The 14797-nt window shown below is 65.5% G+C and carries 14 protein-coding genes and 1 tRNA gene; 9 read left to right on the top strand and 6 right to left on the bottom strand.

Annotation, left to right across the window (positions count from 1 at the left end; translation table 11 throughout):
- Positions 1 to 4: 4 nt before the first annotated feature.
- The 6 genes from ACO056_RS14570 (at position 5) to ACO056_RS14545 (ending at position 4739) form a co-directional block, all read left to right on the top strand.
- Positions 5 to 343, top strand: a complete 339-nt coding sequence (locus ACO056_RS14570; protein ID WP_421847964.1) for a hypothetical protein — start codon at positions 5 to 7, stop codon at positions 341 to 343.
- Entirely contained in the window at positions 343 to 1032 is a 690-nt protein-coding gene (locus ACO056_RS14565; RefSeq protein WP_421847962.1) for a PRTRC system protein A, read from the top strand. The genes ACO056_RS14570 and ACO056_RS14565 overlap by 1 nt, the downstream gene beginning before the upstream one ends.
- Positions 1022 to 1819 carry a PRTRC system ThiF family protein gene (locus tag ACO056_RS14560; protein ID WP_421847960.1) on the top strand — a complete coding sequence of 266 codons (798 nt, stop codon included), beginning with the start codon at positions 1022 to 1024 and terminating at the stop codon, positions 1817 to 1819. The genes ACO056_RS14565 and ACO056_RS14560 overlap by 11 nt, the downstream gene beginning before the upstream one ends.
- Before the next feature lie 121 nt (positions 1820 to 1940).
- Entirely contained in the window at positions 1941 to 2312 is a 372-nt protein-coding gene (locus ACO056_RS14555) for a thermonuclease family protein (protein ID WP_421847958.1), read from the top strand.
- Positions 2313 to 2800: 488 nt separating this feature from the next.
- Positions 2801 to 3256: a hypothetical protein gene (locus ACO056_RS14550; protein WP_421847956.1), complete on the top strand. Its 456-nt coding sequence runs from the start codon at positions 2801 to 2803 to the stop codon at positions 3254 to 3256.
- A 163-nt stretch (positions 3257 to 3419) separates the two neighbouring features.
- Positions 3420 to 4739, top strand: a complete 1320-nt coding sequence (locus ACO056_RS14545; RefSeq protein ID WP_421847954.1) for a hypothetical protein — start codon at positions 3420 to 3422, stop codon at positions 4737 to 4739.
- Between the two features lie 40 nt (positions 4740 to 4779).
- Here the strand turns inward: ACO056_RS14545 and ACO056_RS14540 are convergent.
- Both ACO056_RS14540 and cpdR read right to left on the bottom strand, forming a co-directional pair.
- Positions 4780 to 4854, bottom strand: a tRNA-Val gene (locus tag ACO056_RS14540).
- Between the two features lie 156 nt (positions 4855 to 5010).
- Positions 5011 to 5391, bottom strand: coding sequence for a cell cycle two-component system response regulator CpdR (cpdR, locus tag ACO056_RS14535; protein WP_421847952.1), 381 nt, complete (start codon positions 5389 to 5391; stop codon positions 5011 to 5013).
- 195 nt (positions 5392 to 5586) lie between these two features.
- On the opposite strand from cpdR, the gene ACO056_RS14530 reads away from it, so the two are divergent.
- On the top strand, positions 5587 to 6564 hold the full coding sequence (locus ACO056_RS14530) for an N-formylglutamate amidohydrolase (RefSeq protein ID WP_421847950.1): 978 nt from the start codon (positions 5587 to 5589) through the stop codon (positions 6562 to 6564).
- A gap of 325 nt (positions 6565 to 6889) precedes the next feature.
- Here the strand turns inward: ACO056_RS14530 and ACO056_RS14525 are convergent, their stop codons facing one another.
- Positions 6890 to 7663, bottom strand: a complete 774-nt coding sequence (locus tag ACO056_RS14525) for a SapC family protein (RefSeq protein ID WP_421847948.1) — start codon at positions 7661 to 7663, stop codon at positions 6890 to 6892.
- Positions 7664 to 7798: 135 nt separating this feature from the next.
- A complete protein-coding gene (locus tag ACO056_RS14520; protein WP_421847946.1) occupies positions 7799 to 9229 on the bottom strand; it encodes an FAD-binding oxidoreductase in 1431 nt (476 codons plus the stop codon).
- 186 nt (positions 9230 to 9415) lie between these two features.
- Between ACO056_RS14520 and ACO056_RS14515 the strand changes: the two genes are divergently transcribed.
- Both ACO056_RS14515 and ACO056_RS14510 read left to right on the top strand, forming a co-directional pair.
- Positions 9416 to 10057 (top strand): hypothetical protein, encoded by a 642-nt coding sequence (locus ACO056_RS14515; RefSeq protein WP_421847944.1) that lies wholly within the window; start codon positions 9416 to 9418, stop codon positions 10055 to 10057.
- A 141-nt stretch (positions 10058 to 10198) separates the two neighbouring features.
- The gene (locus ACO056_RS14510) at positions 10199 to 11617 is read left to right on the top strand and encodes a DEAD/DEAH box helicase (protein WP_421847942.1); all 1419 of its coding nucleotides are present in this window, start codon (positions 10199 to 10201) and stop codon (positions 11615 to 11617) included.
- A gap of 345 nt (positions 11618 to 11962) precedes the next feature.
- Here ACO056_RS14510 and ACO056_RS14505 read toward each other — a convergent pair whose 3' ends face one another.
- Both ACO056_RS14505 and ACO056_RS14500 read right to left on the bottom strand, forming a co-directional pair.
- Positions 11963 to 12415 (bottom strand): lysozyme inhibitor LprI family protein, encoded by a 453-nt coding sequence (locus ACO056_RS14505; protein ID WP_421847940.1) that lies wholly within the window; start codon positions 12413 to 12415, stop codon positions 11963 to 11965.
- A gap of 9 nt (positions 12416 to 12424) precedes the next feature.
- Positions 12425 to 14707: an ATP-dependent helicase gene (locus tag ACO056_RS14500; RefSeq protein WP_421847938.1), complete on the bottom strand. Its 2283-nt coding sequence runs from the start codon at positions 14705 to 14707 to the stop codon at positions 12425 to 12427.
- Between the last annotated feature and the right edge of the window lie 90 nt (positions 14708 to 14797).

Raw genomic sequence — 14797 nt, 5'->3', positions numbered from 1 at the left:
GAGCGTGCGGTCGGTGACCCGCGCCGAAGCGCGCCGCTACATCGAGCAGACGTTTCAGCGCGAAGTGCTCGGCATCCTGGGCGGCAAGCCCAAGGCGCTGAACGTCGCATCGATGGCGCAGTTCGAAGCTGCGGTGTTTGACTCCTGGTCGACGCACCCGAACGCCGGGCAGGATCAGAGCGTCACCGGCAAAGGCGGCCTCGTCCGCCTCTGGGATGATCTCGCCGCGCGCGGTGCGAAGGTCTTCCCGGTCTCCCGCCTCAAGCCCTTCCATCCCCACCAGAACCGCCCCGCCGCGCCCCAGCCGGTCACCGTGGCACAGCTGATCGCAAAGGCCTCGTGATGAACATCTTCCCCCTTGTTGCCCCGCTTCTCGCCGATGATCAGACCGCCGCCGCAGTGCTCGATGCGGTGCCCTGCTACCCGGTCCCGCCCAGCGGTAGCTCACCCGCCATCGATGCGCTGCGCGCCAGCCGGGCAGGGCACGGCTTCATCGTCGGCCGCGACGGCATGATGCTGATCCTGCGCCGGCCTTGGCTCGCGCTCGACTACCGCGTGACCGAAGGGCCGGAATGCCATGCGCCCTATGGCGACGTCGGTGCTGATGACATCAAGCTCAGGTGCGGGCTGATCCCGGGCGACCTGCTTGAAGAAGCGACCGACCAATTCCACGCCGCCTTGCCGAACGAGGCGGCCGCGTTCGTGCTCTGGAATGAAAGGACCGGCGAGTTCGCGCTGGAGTTCCCGGCGATCGATGAGGCGACGCCGTCACGCCTCGTCTACCGGACGCCGCAACCCGGGCCCGATCTGCACGTCGTCGTCGACATGCACAGCCACGGCCGGGGCGGGGCTTTTTTCAGCGCGACCGACAACGCCGACGATGCCCATGCCACCAAGATCGCGATGGTGCTGGGTCACGTCGACCAGCCTGAGAACGTCCAGATCGTCACCCGGCTCTGCGCCAGCGGCATGTTCATTTCGCTGAAGCGCTTTCCGTTCGATGTGACGGAGGAGCCGGCCGATGCAGCCTGAGCGCCACTTCCTCCCCGCAAAGCTTCAGGACGGTCCGATCCGGCTGCTGCTGGTAGGCTGCGGCGGCAACGGGGCCCAGATGCTCATGGGGCTGGCCTCGCTCGATACCGCGCTGCGCGCCATTTCCAGCCGCTCGCTGCAGGTTACCGTCGTCGATGACGACACGGTGAGCGAGGCTAACCTCGGCCGCCAGCCGTTCTATCGCTGCGATCTCGGCGCATCGAAGGCGCACACCTTGGTCGAGCGCGTCAACCTCGCTCATGGGCTGGACTGGACGGCGGTGCATGGGCGCGCGCCGGGTGCGGTCGACGTCCACACGTTCGACGTGCTCGTCACTTGCGTCGATACCGCAGCAGCCCGCCGCGCGATCGGCGCGGCCATCGCCGCCAATCCCGAGCGCTACGACCGAGATCCGCCGCGCTACTGGATGGATCTCGGCAACCGCGCCACCGACGGCCAGTTCCTGGTCGGCCAGCCGCCACGGGCAGGCGATCGCGCTGATCTAGTCCGCCTGCCCACGGTGCTCGAATACTTTCCCGAGCTGGCAGCCGAAGGCGCTGCCGAGGACGACGCACCCAGCTGCTCGGTCGCCGAAGCGCTCGAGCGCCAGTCCCTCTTCATCAACCGCGTCGTCGCCAGCCACGCCCTGGCTCTGCTGTTCGAGCTGCTCGGCCGCGGCTCGATCGGCCACGCCGGCGCCTTCATCAATCTGGCGAGCGGGCAGGCCGTGCCAATCCCCTTGCCACCCAACCCCAACACCACCGCGCAGGAGGCGCAAGCAGCATGAAGGAGCTGGGAGAGACCATCGCATGGCTGCTCGTCGTTACTGCGCTCATGTTCGTCTATGAGCCTGCTATCCTCGGCCGATCGGCCGCAGCCGTCGTTCAAGCATTTCACGGAGGCCACTCTTGATCCTCGCTCTCGCCTATGCCGCAGCCGCGCTCTGCATGTCGCCCTCCGTCCACGACGGCGATACGATTCGCTGCGGCGCCGAACGCATACGCATCGCTGATATCGATGCGCCCGAGTTGCCCGGCTCCCCCCGCTGCGAACCCACGCGGATCCGTGAGCTGGCCTATAGCCACAATCCGGCCTGGTGCGACTATCAGCGCGGAGAGCAGGCCCGGGCTGCGTTGGCAGACTTCTTGCGCACCGGGCCTGTGATGATCCGCCGCCTCGGCTTCGATCACTACGGCCGCACTCTCGCGCTTGTTTCGGTCAATAGCCGCGACGCCGGCGCCTACCTGCTTAGGGCTGGTCTGGCTCGGAGGTGGAATTGAGCACGAAAGCCATCACTAACTTCGCATTGTGTCCGAGCGATCCTTGTCATCGACCAGCCGGGCCTCATCGAACCCGACGAGGCCGCGGTAGCTCGATCTCCCTATTTGAAGATATCGGCAAATCGCAGGCGGAGCACTTGTCTCGGAAGTGGTCGGTGCTCAAACCTTCGTTCGATCAGGCTTCTCACCTGATCCTCCCATCCAACGGGCATCGACTGCAGATGCGAGGTCAGCCTGATCTCGACGTTGATTGTGGAGTTTTCAGTCAACCAAACTTGCCCGTGCTGAATAGCTCCATCGGGGCCCCCAGGGATTTTTTCCCAATAGTCCATTTGCCGCAATTTATTGCGATCCATTGTTATGCTCCGATCAAGCAAATGTTATGCAGGATAGCAGAGGCGGCAACAATACGGCACTATTGCCCCTTAGGGCAGCGGAAATCGAGTGCTGAGGCATGACCACAGCATCGATCAGCAGGAGACTGTCTGATGGCCTTCGCTGAAGGAACGAGCGTCGAGTTCGAAAAGTCGATCGCTGACATCATCTCCCTTATCAAGCGCGCTGGTGCCGGCCAGATCGGGCAGATGGACTATGGCGACAAGTTCGTCATCGGCTTCAAGCTTGCCGATCGCGCAATTCGTTTCACTTTGCCGCTGGCGACCGAATACGAGGGGCCGACGAAGGCAGGGAACGGGCGGAAGATCGACCAGAAAAAGGTTCTTGAGCAGCAGAACCGCCAGAAGGGCCGCGCGCTGCTGCTGGTGATCAAGGCGAAGCTCGAGAGCGTCGAGAGCGGCATCGAGACGATGGAACAGGCGTTCCTTGCCAACGTCGTGCTGCACGGCGGGCAGACGGTCTATGACCGCATCGCTGAGCCGATCGCTCTTGAATACCAAACGGGCAGGCCGACCGTCGCTGGATTGCTGGCGGGGCCAAGCACATGACGACCCCCCAGGACCTCGTCGCACTTGACCGGAAAGTCAGCCGCGCGCTCAGCAATGGCCGGGGCATCAAGCTCTCGGCCGAGGATTTGGAACTTCTCGCCGGGCTCGGCATGATCGAACAGCTCGCCGATTCGAAGGCGAAGGCATTGAAGGAACAGGCGCGGTGTCGGCAGTTAAGGGTGGTGTCTACCAGCGAGGGCCGTTCTGGCTCGACTACGTCAGAGGCGCCGACGGTCGGCCAGCCAGCGATCGATGGTACATCTGGTGGTACGACGCCGCCGCAGGGCGCCAGCAACGGCGAAGCACGCGCACGTCAGATGTTCGGATAGCCTGCGACCGCCTCGACGAGCACTACCTTGCCACGCATCGTCCGACGCCAGCCGATCAGGCCGTCTACAGCGTACACGATGCGCTGACAGACTATTACCTTGAGCACGGTCAGAACCTGCCCAGCGCCGAACCGATTCGCGCCCGGTTCAAGCTGCTCACCCGCTTTCTTGAGATCGAGCTGGCGGCCGGGCGTGTTTCCTCGCCCTTACTCCCCGATCACGTCGACGATCAGCTGCTCGAGCGCTTCCGGGCTTGGGGCGCGGCAGATCCGATCGTCGCGCGCCGCAAGGATGCCGACGGCAACTGGATCGATGGCAAGTCGCGAGCGCGCAGCCCGTCGACTGTCGAGGAATCGATTATCCAGCTTAAGGCGGCACTCAATCATGCGTTCAAGGCCCGCCGCATTCGCTACGTGCCGCCGTTGCGGCACAAGACCCGTGATCAGGTGACGCCGGAACGCTCCTTTCGCCTGAGCCTCGAAACGCTCGGCGAGATGTTGGATTATAGCCTACGCGGCGCCGGGAACTATGCCGGGCATGGTGAAAGGCTGCTGCCGCTGCGGCGCTACCTGATCGGCGCGATCTGCACGCTGGGCCGCCCTGACGCCGTTCTCGACATGAGCGTGCAGCCAGAGCGCGGGCAATGGCTGAGAGACGAAGGTCTGTTCGCCCTTAACCCTGCGAATCGACCGCAGACGCCAAAGCGCCGCCCAGTCATGCCTGTCGTACCGCTCCTACGTTCATGGCTCGAATCGACTGACGATTGGTTCGTTTGCGCCGAGCGCACGCGGTGGGACGCGCGCCAGGAGATCGAAGTCGTCGAGCAACACGGCGTGACCGGCATCCGCAGCGCTTGGGACGGCGCTTGTGAGCGGTTCAAGATTCCAACTGGGTGGGGGCCGAAGCTGATCCGACATTCGATGGCGACGATTCTCGCCAACCGCGGTGTCGATCTGATCCAACTCGAAATGGCGCTCGGCCACCGTGTCCTGGGCAAGACTTCCAGCCGCTATGCGATCTTCGGGCCGGACTATCTGAACAGCGTTCGCGCCGGCATCGAGGACGTGATTGCGGACCTCACAAAGGCCGCCGGACCGGCGCTTCACGCAAAAGTCACGCAAAAGACGGCGAATGTCGCTGTGCTGCGGGCATGAAAAAGCCCCGCAAAAGCGAGGCTTTTCAATCATCTGGCGATGGTGGGCGTAGCAAGGATTGAACTTGCGACCCCTACGATGTCAACATAGTGCTCTACCACTGAGCTATACGCCCGCACCATCGAGCTTCCGCCGCGCCGAGCGCTTTGGAGAGGCAGCCCATTAGCCTTGGGCGGCTGGGCTGGCAAGGGGGGTTTTTTTACCCCTCCGACCCGCCTGCGGCGGGCCACCTCCCCATTTGGGCTTCGCCAAAAAGGGGAGGACAATTTTGTCAGCGCAGATTGCCGGTCATCGGGGACTCGCCGAAGACGCGTTCCACTTCGAGCACGAGATCGCGCAAGTGGAAGGGCTTCGAGAGCACGCGCGCGCTCGGGGCCTCGCGGTTGGCCTTGAGCGTGACGGCGGCAAAGCCGGTGATGAACATGACTTTCGTGTTCGGGCTGATTTCGGCGCAGCGCTGCGCGAGTTCGATCCCGTCCATTTCGGGCATGACGATATCCGACAGCAGCAGATCGAAGTGCTGTGTCTCGAGCAGAGGCACGGCCTCGGTTCCGCGATCGACCGAGACAACCTCGTAACCGGCATTCTCGAGCGCCCGGGCGAGGTAGGTGCGCATTGCGTCTTCATCTTCGGCCAGGAGGATTCGAATCATGGTCACCTTCATCGTCGTGCCAGTTGTCTGGCCCCAGTTCGCCTGGATATTGCGCCCGTGAGCCGCGGCTGACGGCATCGCTTATCCCGCACGCATACACCCGCGCAGGTTAAGATTCCCTCCAGCGAGTCCTCGATCAAGTCTCGCACCATGGAGCACTTTGACATGTGCGCCAAACCCCGGCAGCCTTTGCATATGGAGCGACTTTCTGCGTCGCGGGGCGAATCGCCTGCGCACGGCAATGCCGATACTTTCAGCGGGGGATGCGTCCCCGGCCTGGAGGGCGCGAGCGCGTTCACCGTGTGGCAGCACGACCCTTCGCCGATCCCGGTCGTGATCGCGGTTCCGCACGCCGGGCGCAGTTATCCGCCCGACCTCGTTTCGCGGATGCGCCAGCCCGCCTACAGCACGCCGCGCCTTGAAGACCGGCTCGTCGATATGATTGGCCGTGCGGTGGCGGAGCTGACCGGGGCGGCGCTGCTGGTCGCCCACGCGCCGCGCGCGATGATCGATCTCAACCGGTCCAGCGACGATGTGGATTGGGACATGGTGGGCGGCCGCGTGCCCGATGCAAGCTCGGCGCCGGCGCCTTCGGCATCGGGTCGCCGTGCGCGCAGCGGGCTCGGCCTTGTGCCGCGGCGGCTGCCGGGCCTTGGCGAGCTGTGGAAATGGCCGATTGCGCACGATGAGCTCGCCGCGCGGATCGAAGGTGTGCACCAGCCCTATCACACCGCGCTGGGAGCGCTGCTTGAAGACGTGCGCGCGCGCTGGGGGGCGGTGCTGCTGATCGATCTGCACTCGATGCCGCCGCTGCCGGCACGCGCGGGCGAAGCCGTGGCCGAGTTCGTGGTGGGCGACCGCTTCGGTGCGGCCTGCGATGGCGCGCTGGTGGCGGAGGCCTTTGCCATGCTGGGGCAGGCGCGGCGGCTAGCCGCGCACAACAGGCCTTATGCCGGGGGCTACGTGCTGGAGCGGCATGCGCGCCGCCATGCCGGAGTCCATTGCCTGCAACTGGAAATCGACCGGCGGACATACCTCGATGCGGCGCTCGCCGAGCCGGGGCCGGGGCTGGACGAGACAGTCGATCTGGTGGCGGCGCTGGTGCAGCGCCTGGCGATCGCAGTGGCAGATCTGGGCCGTGAGCGTGGGTTCTGGCGCGCTGCAGCGGAGTGAGTCACGAGATGGAAGGCGCTGCCCTTGGCCGCTCTGGATTGCTTCGCTGTGCTCGCAATGACGAGTGAAAGCTTTAAAGCTCTGAATTCATGAAAAAACCACCTGGAGCATTGCTCCAGGTGGCCAAGGTTCAGGGAGGAGGTGCACCAAGTGCACCCGCCGCGCCGGGCCATGAGGGGAGCGCCGACGCGACTTACGGAAGATAGGTTGCACTATGCGGCAGTGCAAGCGGTTTTGCCGCTCGCTTTGTCGCTATTGGTAACAGCAACCGATCTGGTCAGTAATACCGCAGCGTGATCGGCTTGGGCCGATCACGCTCCAGCAATCAGAATGCGGGAAGCGGCGGGGTGGGGCCGACGCCCATTTCGACCTGCTTGCCGAAGATCGTGCTCATCAGATCGAGCGAGAAGATGTGCGCGTAGAGCAGCGGCAGCAGCCCGCTCTGCGCCCAGCCGCGCAGGACATCGCCGCGCATGTCGCGCAGCTTTTCCTGGTTCACCATCTGGAAGCCGCGGTAGACGAAGGGCTGCTCGATCCCGGCCTGCTGGATCGCGGCTTCGCCGTCCATCAGCAGATCGTGCTTGGTCAGTTCTTCGACGAAAGTCTGCGTGCGCTGGCCGGCCTGCTCGAACTGCTCGCAGAACTGGAGCACGTTGCGCGTGGCTTCCGAGGGCTCCTCACCGTTGAACAGGAGCTCACCTTCGGGGAAATCGCCGACGAGGCCCGAAGTGGGATCGAAGCACAGCGAGAGGTCGGTGGTGTCCGGCGTCAGCTTCGCGAGGAGGAAGGGATAGCGGCGGGCATAGGCCGGCACATAGGTGCCGGGGGCGACAATGCCTTCGGCATTGACGAACACGTTGATGCCTTCGTTTAGGCCCATCAGCGCCAGCGGCACGGGATTGTCGCCCGAAGCGAAGATGATCGGGAAGTGGCGCGCGGCCTGCGGGAATTCCTCGACCGTCAGCGGAACGGCGTGCTGGCCGATCATCCACGACGCCTTGTCGGCGCCGCGAGCCTTCCAGTTCGCGTGATCGCGCAGGTTGAGCGGCACGATGTCGTTGTAGAACAGGGGCAGGGAAGCTTGCGGCGCGCTGGCCATGGAATTCTCTCCGTCAGACTGATCGCCTAGACGCGCCATGACGCGCGGGGTTGCGGCGGGAAGCGCGCCGTTTAGGGATTGTACGGAAGCTGCGCAAGAGTGCCTGAAACAGCGTTGTCATACGCCGGGACGGGATCAGACCAGCTTGCCCGGGTTGAGCAGGCCATGCGGATCGAGCGCGGCCTTGATCTGGCGGAGCAGGCCGAGCGCCACCGGATCGCCGAGGCGGGCGAGTTCATCGCGTTTCAGCTGGCCGATCCCGTGTTCGGCGGAGATCGAGCCGCCCCACTGTGTGACGAGATCATGGACCTGGGCGCTGATCGCCTTGCCATCGGTGATCTGCCAGGCGGCTGGATCGACTCCGGCCGGCGCGATGACGTGGAAGTGGATGTTGCCATCGCCAAGGTGGCCGAAGCCGACCGCGCGGGTGCCGGGCCAGGCCGCCTCGATCAGCGGGACAGCCTGCTCGACGAAATCGGGCATAAGGTGCGTCGGTACGCTGATATCGTGCTGGACGGCAGGTCCCAGCGCCCGTTCGGCCGGTGCGATGCTGTCGCGCAGGGTCCAGAAGGCTTCGGCCTGCGCTTCGCTGGCGGCGATCGTGGCATCAGCGATCAGGCCGGCCTCGAACGCGGAGGCGAGCAACGCTTCGGCGCGTTCGGGCAGGTTGGCGGCATCGGCCTCGTTCGTGGCGACGAGTTCGATCAGGGCGTGCCACGCGTGGGGCTCCGCCAGCGGCGCGCGGGCGGTGGGGAGATAGGCGCAGACCGCCTCTAGCGAATGGCGGGGCATGACCTCGAAGCCTTCGAGCGCGCCGCCCGCCTGCGCCTCGGCATACCGCAGCAGCGCGCGGGCCGCCTGAAGCGAGGCGAGCCCCGCCCAGAGCACGGCGCGGCCCGCGATGGCGGGCTCCAGCCGGAGCGTGGCGGCGGTGATGATGCCGAGCGTGCCTTCCGAGCCGATCAGCACCTGCTTGAGATCGAAGCCGCGGTTATCCTTCTTGAGCGGGGTCAGCGTATCGAGCACCGAGCCATCGGCGAGGACGGCCTCGAGCCCGAGCACCATCGCGCGCATCGTGCCGTGGCGCAGCACCTGCGTGCCGCCAGCGTTGGTGGAGACAAGGCCGCCGATGGTGGCCGAACCCTTGCCGCCAAGCGTGAGGGCGAAGCGCAGGGACGCCGCCTCTGCCGCTTCGTGGAGCGTTTGCAGCACGACCCCGGCTTCGGCGGTGACCATGCGGTTTTCTGCATCGAGCGCGCGGATCGTGTTCATCCGGCGCAGGCTGAGGAGGAGCGCGTGGCCGCCGGTATCGGGCGTCGCGCCGCCGGACATGCCGCTGTTGCCGCCCTGCGGTACGATGGCCACGCGGTGCTGAGCGCAAAGGCGCACCAGCGCGGCGACTTCGGCGGTGGAAGCGGGCGAGGCCATGGCCAGCGCGCGGCCGGTGAAGCGCCCGCGCCAATCGGTTAGCCAGGGCGCCATGAGATCGGCATCGCTGGTGAAGCCGCGGGGGCCGAGCAGCGCCGCAGCGGCTGCGAGGAACGGAAGGTGATCGGGGCTGGACATGCCCAGCGGGGGCTAATCCCGGCAGGGCGCTGTGGGCAATTCATTTTTTCCTGCAGGCGAGTTAAGCGGGGGTTCAAGCTCTGCTGCTAACGAGAACGCACGATTCTCCGGGCACGAAGCTGGCCTGAGACAAGAGTCGAGGCGGGGACAACAGTTTCGAGGGACCACACTGCTTCTGCCGTCGCCATGACCAGCCTGTTTGACCTTTTTGCGAGCATCGCCCTTGTCCTGCCCGGTTTCCCGGCGGACGAAGCCGTGTTTGCGCCGCCGGCTGGCGAAGTCTCGGCTGAGGATGAGTGGGATGCGGCGGCGCTGCCCGCCGGGTCGATCCTGCTGGCGAACCCGCAAGCGCCGGGCGCGACCGCAGCGGGGATCAACCCGCTGGCGCCCGATGTGTGGGATCAGGAGCGCATCGAACAGCGCGTGATCATCCGCGTAACGCCGCGCGATGCGGGGCGCGATGCATTGGCACCGCAGATCCTGCCGCTCCAGTCGATGCAGCCGATTGTCCAGCCGCTGGTGCCGCAGCCGCGCTCCACTTCGGTGCGGGTGCGCGAGCGCAAGGCGGGCAAATGCATGCCCGCCATGGGCATCGCGGCGGTACAGCCGATCACCGATGGCCGGCTGATGTTCTACATGCGCGATCGGCGGATGCTGGCGGCGGGGCTCGAAAAGGCCTGCAGCGCGCGCGATTTCTATCTCGGCTTCTACATGTCGAAGACAGCGGACGGGCAGCTTTGCGTGGGCCGCGATGCTATCCATTCACGCGCAGGCACCACCTGCAAGCTCAAGGATGTGCGCGAATACGTTCCGGTGGATGGCAATTGAACGTCCGTACGCAACCACTTTCCTTGACTTTCGTGGGGCTTTGGGACTAGGCGCGGGGCCACGATGGCGGGCCGCGAGGCCGAGCCTTCCGCGCGCGGGACTGTCCCTGTGCGCCTTACCATTTCGGAAAAACCAGCGCCCATGAAATTTGCCGACCTCGGCCTGTCTGACGAATTGCTGCAGTCGGTTCTCGACGCAGGTTACGACACGCCGACTGCGATCCAGGCGCAGGCCATCCCTTCGGTGCTGATGATGCGCGATCTGATCGGCATCGCCCAGACTGGGACGGGCAAGACGGCGAGCTTCGTGCTGCCGATGATCGACATTCTGGCGCATGGCCGCCGCCGCGCGCTGATGCCGCGCTCGCTGATCCTCGAGCCGACTCGGGAACTCGCCGCGCAGGTGGCCGAGAACTTCGAGAAGTATGGCAAGAACCACGATCTCAAGATGGCGCTGCTGATCGGCGGCGTGCAGATGGGCGATCAGGTCAAGGCGCTGTCTGACGGCGTGGACGTGCTGATCGCGACGCCGGGCCGGCTGATGGACTTGTTCGAGCGCGGCAAGATCATGCTCAACGGCTGCGATCTCCTGGTGATCGACGAGGCGGACCGCATGCTCGACATGGGGTTTATCCCGGATATCGAGACGATCTGCTCCAAGCTGCCCGCACAGCGCCAGACACTGCTGTTTTCCGCGACGATGCCGCCGGTGATCAAGAAGCTGGCGGACAAGTTCCTCTCGAACCCGAAGTATATCGAGGTGGCGCGGCCTGCCTCTAACAACACCAGCATCGTCCAGCACAAGGTGCATGTCACGACGCGCGGCAAGCGCGAAGCGCTGCGGCACCTGCTGCGCACCGACAACGTGGGCACCGCGATCATTTTCGCCAACCGCAAGACCACGGTGCGCGAACTGGCCAAGAGCCTGCAGCAGAGCGGCTTTTCAGCGGGCGAAATCCATGGCGACATGGACCAGAACGCGCGCAATGCCGAGCTGCAGAAGTTCAAGGACGGGGTGATCTCGATCCTCGTGGCGTCCGACGTCGCGGCACGCGGGCTGGACGTGAAGGGCGTGAGCCACGTGTTCAACTATGACACGCCGTGGCATCCGGATGACTACGTCCACCGCATCGGCCGCACCGGCCGCGCGGGCGCGACGGGCCGGGCGTTTACGTTCGTGACGAGCGAAGATGCCGAAGCGATCGCCAACGTCGAGAAGCTGACGGGGATGAGCATTCCGGTGTTTGCGCTGGAAGGCGGGGATGCGGCGCCGGCGCGCGAGGATGCTGCACCGCGCGAGAGCGGACGGCGTGAGCGGGCACCGCGCAGCGAGCGTGCGCCACGCAAGGAACGCGCCCCCAAGGCGGCAGCACCTGTGGAAGAGATCGACGTTTCGCCAGAAGTGGTGAAGGATCCGGCCCCTGCAGCAGCTCCTGCGCGGGCACCCCGCGCACGCCGCGACGAGCCGCGTCCGCCCAAGGATGTGCTGACGGAACTGCCTTCGCAGCCGGGCGAGTGGAACGGGCCGGTGCCGGGGTTCCTTGGCGTTTCGGCGCTTTAAGTCCTTCCAAACATTCCATTCCCCGTTCGTGTCGAGCCCCTCGACTTCGCTCGGGATAAACTTCCGGACTGAAAGGCCGGAAGTCGAGACACCGAGCGCGGCGTGTGGTGTCTCGACTTCGCTCGACACGAACGGATGGTGGGTGCTTGGGACAGGCTGACATCCGAGGGGATCGTCAGCCCGGACTTGATCCGGGCCTTGGCCCGGACTTGATCCGGGCCTTGGCTTCTTGTTTCAGCGCCGCGCCAGAAGGACAGCCCAACCCCGTGTCAAGCACGGGGTGACGGATCACGGTACGGTCATCTGTCGCCAGTCGAGACGGTGCCAAGCCTGCGCATGGGCCCTTCAACCCCTTGCCAGCTTCTCAAGCCAGAGCGTTCGCCGGATGGTCTGTTCGGTGCGGCAGCTCACGTAAATGACTGGGGCAATGGTGCCGCCGGAGAAGCCGTCGGATTCTTTACGGCAGAACGGATCACGCGCCGCCAGCCAGCGGCGCTGGGCCGCGCGTAGGAGCGGGCGCTGCTGGGCTGGGATGCGAGGAAACGCGGCCTGCCAGGTGCGATTGAGAACCGCATCCTGCCGGGCGAACTCCGCTACGAAACAGTCTGCGTTCTCGCTCGTGGTCTGCGCGGTGTTCTGGCAGGCGGCGAATGCGGCAGTGTAGCGGCCCTCGACCTTGGGATCGAGCGGGCCTTCCTCCGGGGTCTGGACCATCCGATAGGCGAAGGGTGGGGCGGCCTGCGCGAGCGCAGGTACTGCTGCGGCGAGCAGAACCAGAAACCGGATATGGTGTGCCATGAAACCCCCTCAAGCCGCCTTCACAAAGCTATCAATCACCCGCTTCCGGTCCCCCGTCTCGAAGTCGATCTCCAGCTTGTTGCCCTCCTGCGCGGCGACGGTGCCGTATCCGAACTTGTCGTGGAACACGCGGGTGCCAACGGAAATGTCGGTGCGGGGTTTGCTGGCGAAGCTGGCGGCGGAGCGGCTGGGTTCGGCGATGCGTTTGGGGGAGGGGTCGTAGGTCGCGGCGGCGGCGCGTTGCCAGCCGGGGCCGCGGGTGAGGTTGCGCGCCGGATTGGCGCTGGCGACGTGCGCGAAGGGGTCCGAGTGTTCGGACCATTGCGCGCGCCACAGGGAGGCGCCGCCACTCATCGTGGTTTCCTCCTCGATATGGTCGGCGGGCAGTTCGCCGACGAAGCGGCTGGGGATCGAGCTGGTCCACTGGCCGTAGATGCGGCGGTTGGCGGCGTGGAGGATCGTGCAGCGTTTGCGCGCGCGGGTGATCGCGACATAGGCGAGGCGGCGCTCTTCCTCAAGGGAGGCGAGGCCGCCTTCATCCAGCGCGCGCTGCGAGGGGAACACGCCTTCTTCCCAGCCGGGGAGGAACACGTTGTCGAATTCAAGCCCCTTGGCGGCGTGGATGGTCATCACCGTCACCTTCTCGGTGTCCGCCGCGGCGTCGTTGTCCATGACGAGGCTGACGTGCTCGAGGAAATCGCCGAGCGTTTCGTATTCCTCCATCGCGCGGGCGAGTTCGGTGAGGTTTTCGAGGCGGCCGGAGGCTTCGGTGCTCTTTTCGGCCTGAAGCGCGGCGGTGTAGCCGCTTTCATCCAGCACGGTGCGCATCAGTTCGGCGGGGGTGAGCGTGGCGATCCCGTCGCGCCAGCCGATGAAGCTGCGCATCAGGCTGGACAGCGTGCCGCGGGCGCGGGCGGGGAGTTCATCAGTGTCGCACAGCTCGATCGCGGCGGCGGCGAGCGGGATGCCGCGCGCGCGGGCGTGGCGGTGGAGCTTTTCGAGCGTTTTGTCCCCAAGGCCGCGCTTGGGGGCGTTGTAGATGCGCTCGAACGCGAGGTCGTCCTGCGGGGAGGCGATGACGCGCAAGTAGGCCAGCGCGTCGCGGATTTCAGCGCGTTCGTAGAAGCGGAAGCCGCCGACGATCTTGTAGGAGAGGCCGATCTGGATGAAGCGGTCCTCGAACTCGCGCGTCTGGAACGAGGCGCGCACGAGGATGGCGATGCGGTCGAGCGGGGCGCCTTCGCGCTCCAGCCGCTCGATCTCCTCACCCACGCGGCGGGCTTCTTCGGGGCCGTCCCATACGCCGATGACGCGGACCTTGTCGCCGCCGTTCACTTCGGTCCACAGCGTCTTGCCGAGGCGTTGGCTGTTTTCCGCGATGACTCCGCCGGCGGCGGCGAGGATATGCGGGGTGGAGCGGTAGTTCTGCTCCAGCCGGATCACCTTGGCGCCGGGGAAATCCTTTTCGAAGCGCAGGATATTGGCGACTTCTGCGCCGCGCCATGAGTAGATCGACTGATCGTCATCGCCCACCACGCAGATGTTCTTGCGCGTCTGCGCAAGCAGGCGGAGCCAGAGATACTGGACGGCGTTGGTGTCCTGATACTCGTCCACCATCACGTATTTGAAGCGGCTCTGCCAGCTTTCCAGCACTTCGCGGTGCTGCTTGAAGATGGTGAGCATATGGAGCGTGAGATCGCCGAAATCGCAGGCGTTGAGCGCGCGCAACCGGTCTTGATACAAGGCGTAGAACTTGGCGCCCTTGCCGTTCGCGTAAGCCTCGTTGTCGAGCGCATCGAGGTCCTTCGGGCCGAGGCCGCGGTTCTTCCAGCGGTCGATCAGCCCGGCGAGCTGGCGCGGGGGCCAGCGTTTGTCGTCGATCCCTTCGGCCTGGATCAGCTGCTTGAGGAGGCGCAGCTGGTCGTCGGTATCGATGATCGTGAAGGTGCTTTGCAGACCGACCAGTTCGGCATGGCGGCGCAGCATCTTGGCGGCGACCGAGTGGAACGTGCCGAGCCAGGGCATGCCTTCGACCGAAGGGCCGATCAGCTGGCCGACACGCTCACGCATTTCGCGCGCGGCCTTGTTGGTGAAGGTGACGCAGAGGATTTCCGAAGGCCACGCGAGGCGCGCGCGCAGCAGGTACGCAAGGCGCGCGGTGAGCGCGGCGGTTTTGCCGGTGCCCGCGCCCGCGAGCATGAGCACGGGGCCTTCGGTCGTCAGCACGGCCTCGCGCTGCGGGGGATTGAGGCCTTCAAGCCAGTTTGAATCGGGGGCGTTTACAAGGGTCACACCGGAACAAGTAGGGAACTTCGCGAGGGCGTGCAAGTCTGCGGGGAGGAGGCTGGTTGCGCCGACCGAAGCGAGCGGGCATGGCACCCA

Origin of the sequence: Novosphingobium sp. (assembly GCF_965228995.1) — a bacterium.
GTDB lineage: Bacteria > Pseudomonadota > Alphaproteobacteria > Sphingomonadales > Sphingomonadaceae > Novosphingobium.
The sequence above is the reverse complement of the archived record's forward strand: the minus strand, read 5'-3'. Positions and strand labels throughout refer to the sequence as shown.

What these genes read in the sequence shown, in the direction of transcription:
- ACO056_RS14530 (WP_421847950.1), top strand. Translation starts at nt 5,587, where the DNA reads ATGGAGCGACTTTCTGCGTCGCGGGGCGAATCGCCTGCGCACGGCAAT.
- ACO056_RS14520 (WP_421847946.1), bottom strand. Translation starts at nt 9,229, where the DNA reads ATGTCCAGCCCCGATCACCTTCCGTTCCTCGCAGCCGCTGCGGCGCTG.
- ACO056_RS14550 (WP_421847956.1), top strand. Translation starts at nt 2,801, where the DNA reads ATGGCCTTCGCTGAAGGAACGAGCGTCGAGTTCGAAAAGTCGATCGCT.
- cpdR (WP_421847952.1), bottom strand. Translation starts at nt 5,391, where the DNA reads ATGATTCGAATCCTCCTGGCCGAAGATGAAGACGCAATGCGCACCTAC.
- ACO056_RS14505 (WP_421847940.1), bottom strand. Translation starts at nt 12,415, where the DNA reads ATGGCACACCATATCCGGTTTCTGGTTCTGCTCGCCGCAGCAGTACCT.
- ACO056_RS14560 (WP_421847960.1), top strand. Translation starts at nt 1,022, where the DNA reads ATGCAGCCTGAGCGCCACTTCCTCCCCGCAAAGCTTCAGGACGGTCCG.
- ACO056_RS14565 (WP_421847962.1), top strand. Translation starts at nt 343, where the DNA reads ATGAACATCTTCCCCCTTGTTGCCCCGCTTCTCGCCGATGATCAGACC.
- ACO056_RS14525 (WP_421847948.1), bottom strand. Translation starts at nt 7,663, where the DNA reads ATGGCCAGCGCGCCGCAAGCTTCCCTGCCCCTGTTCTACAACGACATC.
- ACO056_RS14515 (WP_421847944.1), top strand. Translation starts at nt 9,416, where the DNA reads ATGACCAGCCTGTTTGACCTTTTTGCGAGCATCGCCCTTGTCCTGCCC.
- ACO056_RS14510 (WP_421847942.1), top strand. Translation starts at nt 10,199, where the DNA reads ATGAAATTTGCCGACCTCGGCCTGTCTGACGAATTGCTGCAGTCGGTT.